6 protein-coding genes are annotated in these 6,325 nt (G+C 52.9%); all 6 read right to left on the bottom strand.

Going from position 1 to position 6,325, the window contains the following annotated elements:
* Window positions 1–197: 197 nt before the first annotated feature.
* Window positions 198–1,631 (bottom strand): cytochrome B6, encoded by a 1,434-nt coding sequence (locus tag AACZ40_RS27695; RefSeq protein ID WP_291171092.1) that lies wholly within the window; start codon window positions 1,629–1,631, stop codon window positions 198–200.
* A 390-nt stretch (window positions 1,632–2,021) separates the two neighbouring features.
* Window positions 2,022–4,007: a M56 family metallopeptidase gene (locus AACZ40_RS27690; protein WP_291171090.1), complete on the bottom strand. Its 1,986-nt coding sequence runs from the start codon at window positions 4,005–4,007 to the stop codon at window positions 2,022–2,024.
* Window positions 4,008–4,010: 3 nt separating this feature from the next.
* Window positions 4,011–4,394 carry a BlaI/MecI/CopY family transcriptional regulator gene (locus AACZ40_RS27685; RefSeq protein ID WP_291171089.1) on the bottom strand — a complete coding sequence of 128 codons (384 nt, stop codon included), beginning with the start codon at window positions 4,392–4,394 and terminating at the stop codon, window positions 4,011–4,013.
* Between the two features lie 118 nt (window positions 4,395–4,512).
* On the bottom strand, window positions 4,513–5,175 hold the full coding sequence (locus AACZ40_RS27680) for a hypothetical protein (protein ID WP_291171087.1): 663 nt from the start codon (window positions 5,173–5,175) through the stop codon (window positions 4,513–4,515).
* A 67-nt stretch (window positions 5,176–5,242) separates the two neighbouring features.
* Window positions 5,243–5,641, bottom strand: a complete 399-nt coding sequence (locus tag AACZ40_RS27675) for a hypothetical protein (protein WP_291171085.1) — start codon at window positions 5,639–5,641, stop codon at window positions 5,243–5,245.
* 29 nt (window positions 5,642–5,670) lie between these two features.
* The coding region (locus AACZ40_RS27670; protein WP_339676798.1) for an alpha/beta hydrolase at window positions 5,671–6,325 on the bottom strand (655 nt) is incomplete at its 5' end.

Raw genomic sequence — 6,325 nt, 5'->3', positions numbered from 1 at the left:
CATCATGATCTTGTAACTGACAAGACCTTTTCTACAGAGCAGGTCAGGAACCTTACCATTAAGGTTCCTGACCCCTTTTATTGAAACCTTTTATTTAAAGAACCCGGAAAGCAGATCGTAGTGCCTGTTTTCCGGGTCTGAACAGAAGGCCCCAGCCAGCGGAACGAATATGTTCAGATCCGTTCCGGCCTACTCCGTTATAAGCATTTCATAAAGGCGACCAGGGCCTGCTTTTCCTGCTCCGTCAGATCGGTCTGCAGTACGAGGTTAAAGAACTCCACCGTATCCGCCAGCGTCATCAGACGACCATCGTGATGATACGGGGGAGAATCTTTAATCCCACGCAGTGTGAAAGTTTTAATCGGTCCATCCACCATATTGTACTGATCGCTGATCATTTCCGGCTTGTAGAACCGCTCCAGGTGCAGATCATGCATTTTGTTATCCAGATAAAACGGAGCCGGATGACATTCGGCACAACGACCTTTGCCGAAGAAAACTTCCTGCCCCTGCAGTTCCAGTTCCGTTGCTTTTTCCGGTATCAGTTTCCCGAAGACATCCAGTTTGGGAGTCGGGGGGAAATCCAGCATATTCTGCATCTGCGCCATCATCGAGACGGCATCGCTGCGATCGGGAAGATGCACGCCTTTCTTGGCGGCAATCACATGGTCGCCGTCGAAATAGGCGGTCCGTTGTTCGAACTCACTGAAATCTTCGACGCTTCGCAACGAACGCTTTGAACCGTGAATCTGTTGATTGAACATGCCCCGCAGACTGACGGTATCAATCCGAAAACGTGCCTCCTGCGGTCGCACATCCGGGGTTAAATGAAAGGCCGCATTCGTGTGACCGTTCACATGACAGTCCAGGCAGGTCACACCCAGGCTCGCCTCTTTCACTTTACGATCTTCTGTCTGGTTGAACTGCTGTTGCGGGAAAGGAGTCAGCAGCAGACGCATGCCTTCCATCTGCACGGGAGTCACTTTCCCTTTCAGCAATTTGTAATAATTCTTGATCGACAGCACCTGTCCCTGTGAAATATCACCCAGGTCGGGACGATTGGAAAGAAAGATCGGCGGAGGAAATTCGGGTGTCAAATGATCGGGCAGATCGAAATCGATATCAAAACGGGACAGATCGCGGTTTTCCAGTTTCTGTATCGCATCAATCTGATTCTTGGGAAAGACCTGCCCCCCGACCGGATGATTGGCATGCGGCAACGGACGGAAGCCATACGGAAACGTATTGGTCTCTTTAATGCGTTCGGGAGTCGCCGCCGAGAGTTGTTCCCAGGTCACGCCTTCGGGCAGCTTCACACGTACTCCCTCCTGCACCGCTTTGCGGCCGCCCGACATCATGGTTTCCGAGGGTTGATCGCTCATGTCATAGCGGTTCTGAAACAGATTTTCCTGACGCTGCATCAACTTCGGTTTTTTCTCTACATCCGCCTGCATGACCTCTTCAAAAGGTTTGTCTATGACCACAGGCATATAAGTCTGATCGGGCAGTTTGGGTTTGTCCTGTGCTTTCTCCTGCTCCTGTGACTTCAATGCGGGTGCAAAAGACGTGCATAGTATGCCGATCATTACACTGAGCATAAATAATCTGCTGAACTGCGTGCGTTGCATCATTCTGTCCTTTTCCTTGACGGTACATCTGATATGTTTCCTCGACCTGCGCCGTACAGAAGGGGAACCCGGACGGTGTCAGAGCCGACGGACCTGTTCACACCCGCTGGAGTTGCTGGTTTGAAAGTCTCGGCAGATCAGGGAAAGAGCATATGCTATGCCAAGCAGGCTCCGTTTCGGGACAGATCCCCTTACCAGAGCCCTTAAGAACGGGCGCTGATGCACAATACTGCATCAGCCTCAACGAGTGTCATGTGCAGAAAAACTGAAAACTGGACGGCATGTGGTTGATTTCCGATCAGCGTGGCTCATGGGAAGTCAGCGCGGACAGTGAGTGATCGCAGTCCTGGTACTCAAGATCGAGCTCAGACAAGTTGTCCTGTCGGCTCAGTTCTACCGCATCTCTGACAGGGAAGGAAGGTATTGCGGCTGGCCCACCGCTTTCGTCAGTGGAACGATCTGAATGGCATTGAACATCGAATACCCGCTGGGGCCGCGATGGCTGATGAGCGTCACTTCTTCGCCTGCCCGCTTGTTGAAGTTGAAGCTGACATACTGCAGACCTTCGCGGTACGGTTCTGTGCGATAGTCCCAGGTCCCATCATTGGCGGTCGCTTTTCTGCCCACCACCCGCTTGCCGACTTTCAGTTCGATCTCCGCACTCTGATCCGGTGCATCGCCGTGCGCGAACACGTATATTTTGTATTTGCCCGCTGGCAGATCCAGCACTTTGGTTTCCAGATCCACACAACGACAGTTGTGATAAATATAGCCCTGGAAGATTCCGCTCTGCCCCTTGATGCCCCATTCACCATCGTGACGGCTCACGCGCAGCCGGGCGGTGCTCGGGCTGGCATCGCTATACCGCATATAGTCAACCGCCGTGGTGCCGATGTCGACGGAATTCCACACATCGCCCGGACGCCCCACGATGCCATCATAATTTCCAATCCCCGGATCATGGGCAAACACAATGTTCAATGAGCGTACCGCCGGTCGATTTAAATTCTGAACCTGATCAGGACGACTGCCATTTTTGAAAGGTTTTTGAGCCGGAGCGACGGGAAGCGATTCCTGTCGGGACTGTCGCTGATGCTGTTGCGGACGCTGTGCATTCGACGGCAAATCAGGAGCTGGCTTTACGGGTACGGATCGTTCTTCCAGTTTCTCTGGAGGTTGAGCCTGTGATGATTGCCTGAGCGATTCTGGCCTCGATTGCTGTTCACCCCCCTGATTTGTTTCGGGCTGCCGTGCATGAACGATCCCGCTAAAAGCGACCGGGAAGATACCCAGCAGGCCCGTCAATCCAAAAAACATCATCGCGAGAGTCACCTGCGTGCGAACACCAGCCGATCGACGATCCCGGGTCTCCTGGAGAATCGCCTGCAGTCGCTCCGTAAAACCATTGCGTGAGGCCATCGAAACGGCCAGATACTTGAGCCTGCTGCCTGACTGACAACGCGAGACTACCTGCAGCAACTGGTCGGCGTAGTCGGAAGCCCGTGTTCCCTGCTGTAAGACCATGTCATCGCAGGCACGTTCCCGTTCAAGATGCACTCCGCGGGCAACCAACCAGACGAGTGGGTGAAACCAGTAGATCGCGCACGTCAGTTGCACAAACAGTTGCAGCAGGCAATCACGCCGCGCGACATGCGCCATTTCATGCAGCAGCGCACAACGGAGTTCCTGCTCCGACCACTGCTCTGCTTCGCGTGGCAGCAGGATCGAGGCACGCCGCCAGCCCCACGTCATCGGCAACGTCCACTCCTCTTTCACTAGCAATGCGACTGGCTGCGAATACTCCAGCAATTCGCGACAGGTCTGCAGCATTTCAAACAGGCGACCTTCCGAGATGACTTCACACTGCCGACGGACCAGCCAGAGTCGAACCGGCATCAGTGCCAGCCGCAGCAACATCAGCACCCCGCCTGTCAGCCAGCATACGCTCAACCACGGCAATGTCAGCGAAAGCAAAGACGAAGCCGCCTGGGAGCTGTTGTTTTGAACCATCGACTGAGATTTCAATTCTGCAACAGGCGATTCCTGCGACTGGCTGACAGAAACGTCTGCTGGAACAGATGACCTGGTTTGATTCACAGGCACTGCTGCCGACGGCGTCTGAACCTGGCTGGAAGCATTCGCCTGATTCAGAGAAACTGTTTCCAGCGTCCATTTGGGCATCCACACGTTGAAAACTGGTAACGCCAGCACCGCCAGCAACGCGACTGCCCAGACCGAATGCCGAACGGACGCACTGGCTTGTCGCAGCAGGCGCGACACCAGGCAGGCGGCCACCAGAATGACCGTCGACTTGATCACCAGGTCCAGCAGGAAATCGGGCTGCCCGACCAACGCAATGAGTTTCCACGTGCTTTCCATCGCTTAATTCCCCTTTTCGCGCGCTGCCTTGATTAGTTTGACCATCTCACGCAATTCGTCGTCGGTCAGCCTTTCATCGCCACTGGTCAATTGCGCCGCCAAAGCCTGCTTGAACGAACCATCAAAAAACGTCTGAATCACATGCCTCAACGCTTTGGTTCCTTCAGGTCGTCGGGCAGACGTGGGTGCATACACAAACTCGCGTCCCCGCTTATGCCTGCGCACGATGGCCTTTTCCATCAGAATACGAAGCATGGTGCGAATCGCAGTGGGAGTCGGCGGATTGGGCAGATCCCCCTGGATCTCCAGCACGGTCGCTTCCCCCCGCGAATAAATCGAATCCATAATCTGGCGTTCCCGCCTGCTGAGTTCGATGTGCTGTGACATTTCCGATTCCTTGAATTGACGACAAAACCAATACGCTAAATTATTAGCGTTTCACCCTGGCGTGTCAATACGAAAAGCTAATTTATTAGCGAATGAGAAAACAGAGAGTCATAAATTATCAGCTTGCATCCTGATCTTCGTTCTGATCCTGGCGATTAAGCAGCAGCGTTTTTTTATTTACGAGCGGCTTAATGGCGAAGAAATGAAACAATGCCACACCCAGGATACAGGCCATCGTCGTCGGAAACTGGACATATTTTGAACTAGCAAAATAGTAGAACAACAACAGATAGCTCATCCACGCCAGCACATTCACGCCGATCTTCATTGCTTCCGTTTTCTGATCCATCGTCAGTCCCAGTTGACGCGCAAGCCGTTGATCCAGGAAACGATTCGCGAGGAATTCAGAAACAGCAGTTCCGATTCCCCAGGCCACCAGCAGAAAATAATAGGGGGCGGGCGAGAAAAAAAACATCAGGAGCAGAGTGAAATAAGCAGCAAACGTCAGCACCTGCACAATGATGAACGGAACGATCAATTTACGATCCCGGCATTCCAGAAGAGTTTCGCCGTAGTTAACGAGAAATCTGGTTGTCCGGTGGCTGAACAATGCTGTTCCGCAGATACCGACCGCCAGCACATCTGGATCACCGGCTTTCGCGAAATAATACCAGGCAAAAAAGGCAGCATAAAAAACAATTGAGAGAACCTTGATCCCGATACATATTATTGCAACGAGTTTGAATTCCTGAACACTATGGGCAGGCGACGGGTTGGTCATGTTCTTACCCTTTCGAAGTGCCTGAGAAAGCAGTCAGACAAACTTCGTGATTTCTACTACTTTCAGGTTAAGTGACTTCATCAACATAGTCACAATAAAAACATGTCTCTTCCGGATTTGAAAACAGGCACTCACAGTCGGGACTCTGACAGCCCCAGACTTGGAATGTTGTCTTCGAGCCCTCACAAATATTCGCGATGTCAACCGCATCCAGTTCGAGTTCCCATTTGGGGCGCCTGTTCGATACAGCCTTCGTTTCGGGAAAATAGGTAAAACCATATTCCCGAGAGCCCTCATCCATTAAACCGCCATAAGCGCTTTCACATTGCAGCAGATCATCCGATTCCATCAGGGCTAACTCATCTTCGGTTTCAATCAACTCGTGCACATGCTGCATGAATTCCTGGAAATCCTCCGGAATCGAAACCGTCTGCTGTACTTTCGGTTGCTTCTGCTTGCGACGCATCAGATCTCCTGTTCAATCAGAATCATTCTTCAATCTTTCGCATCCTGTTCGGGAATGATTTTCAGTTTCGCCAGCCATTCCAGTGACTGCTTCTGCCAGGCATCCCACATCGGGCCTTTGTAGCCGTTCAGACCGTGTCCGCCGGAAGGGAGTTCCAGCAGTTGGGAAGGAATCTTCTTTGCCTGCAATGCTGCGTACAGATCCTGGCTGTTTTTGATGGGCACCGGTTTGTCGTCGACCGCATGCGCCAGGAAGATGGGTGGTGTCTGTGCCGTCACCTGTTTTTCATTGGAGAACAGTTCCACCAGTTCCGGCGTGGGATTGTTACCCAGCAGATTTTTTCGCGAGCCCCCATGCGTACTGTCACCCATCGTGACGACCGGGTACACCAGGATGGCAAAATCGGGGCGACTGCTTTCGCGGTCGATCGCTTCTTTGGCCTGGGGATCCCCCTTGTCAAAATGCGTCGCCGCTGTTGAAGCCAGGTGTCCGCCGGCGGAAAAGCCCATGATGCCGACCCGATCCGGATCGATGTCCCAGCGTTTTGCATTCGCCCGTACCAAACGAATCGCCCGTTGTGCATCCAGCAGCGGCACATACGAGCGGCCGTGGGGCATGCGGTATTCCAGCACGATGCCGGTAATCCCATGTTGATTAATCCATTTGGCGATGCCGTGCCCTTCT

Origin of the sequence: uncultured Gimesia sp., assembly GCF_963972345.1 — a bacterium.
Classification (GTDB): domain Bacteria; phylum Planctomycetota; class Planctomycetia; order Planctomycetales; family Planctomycetaceae; genus Gimesia.
This window is presented reverse-complemented; position numbering and strand designations above follow the sequence as displayed.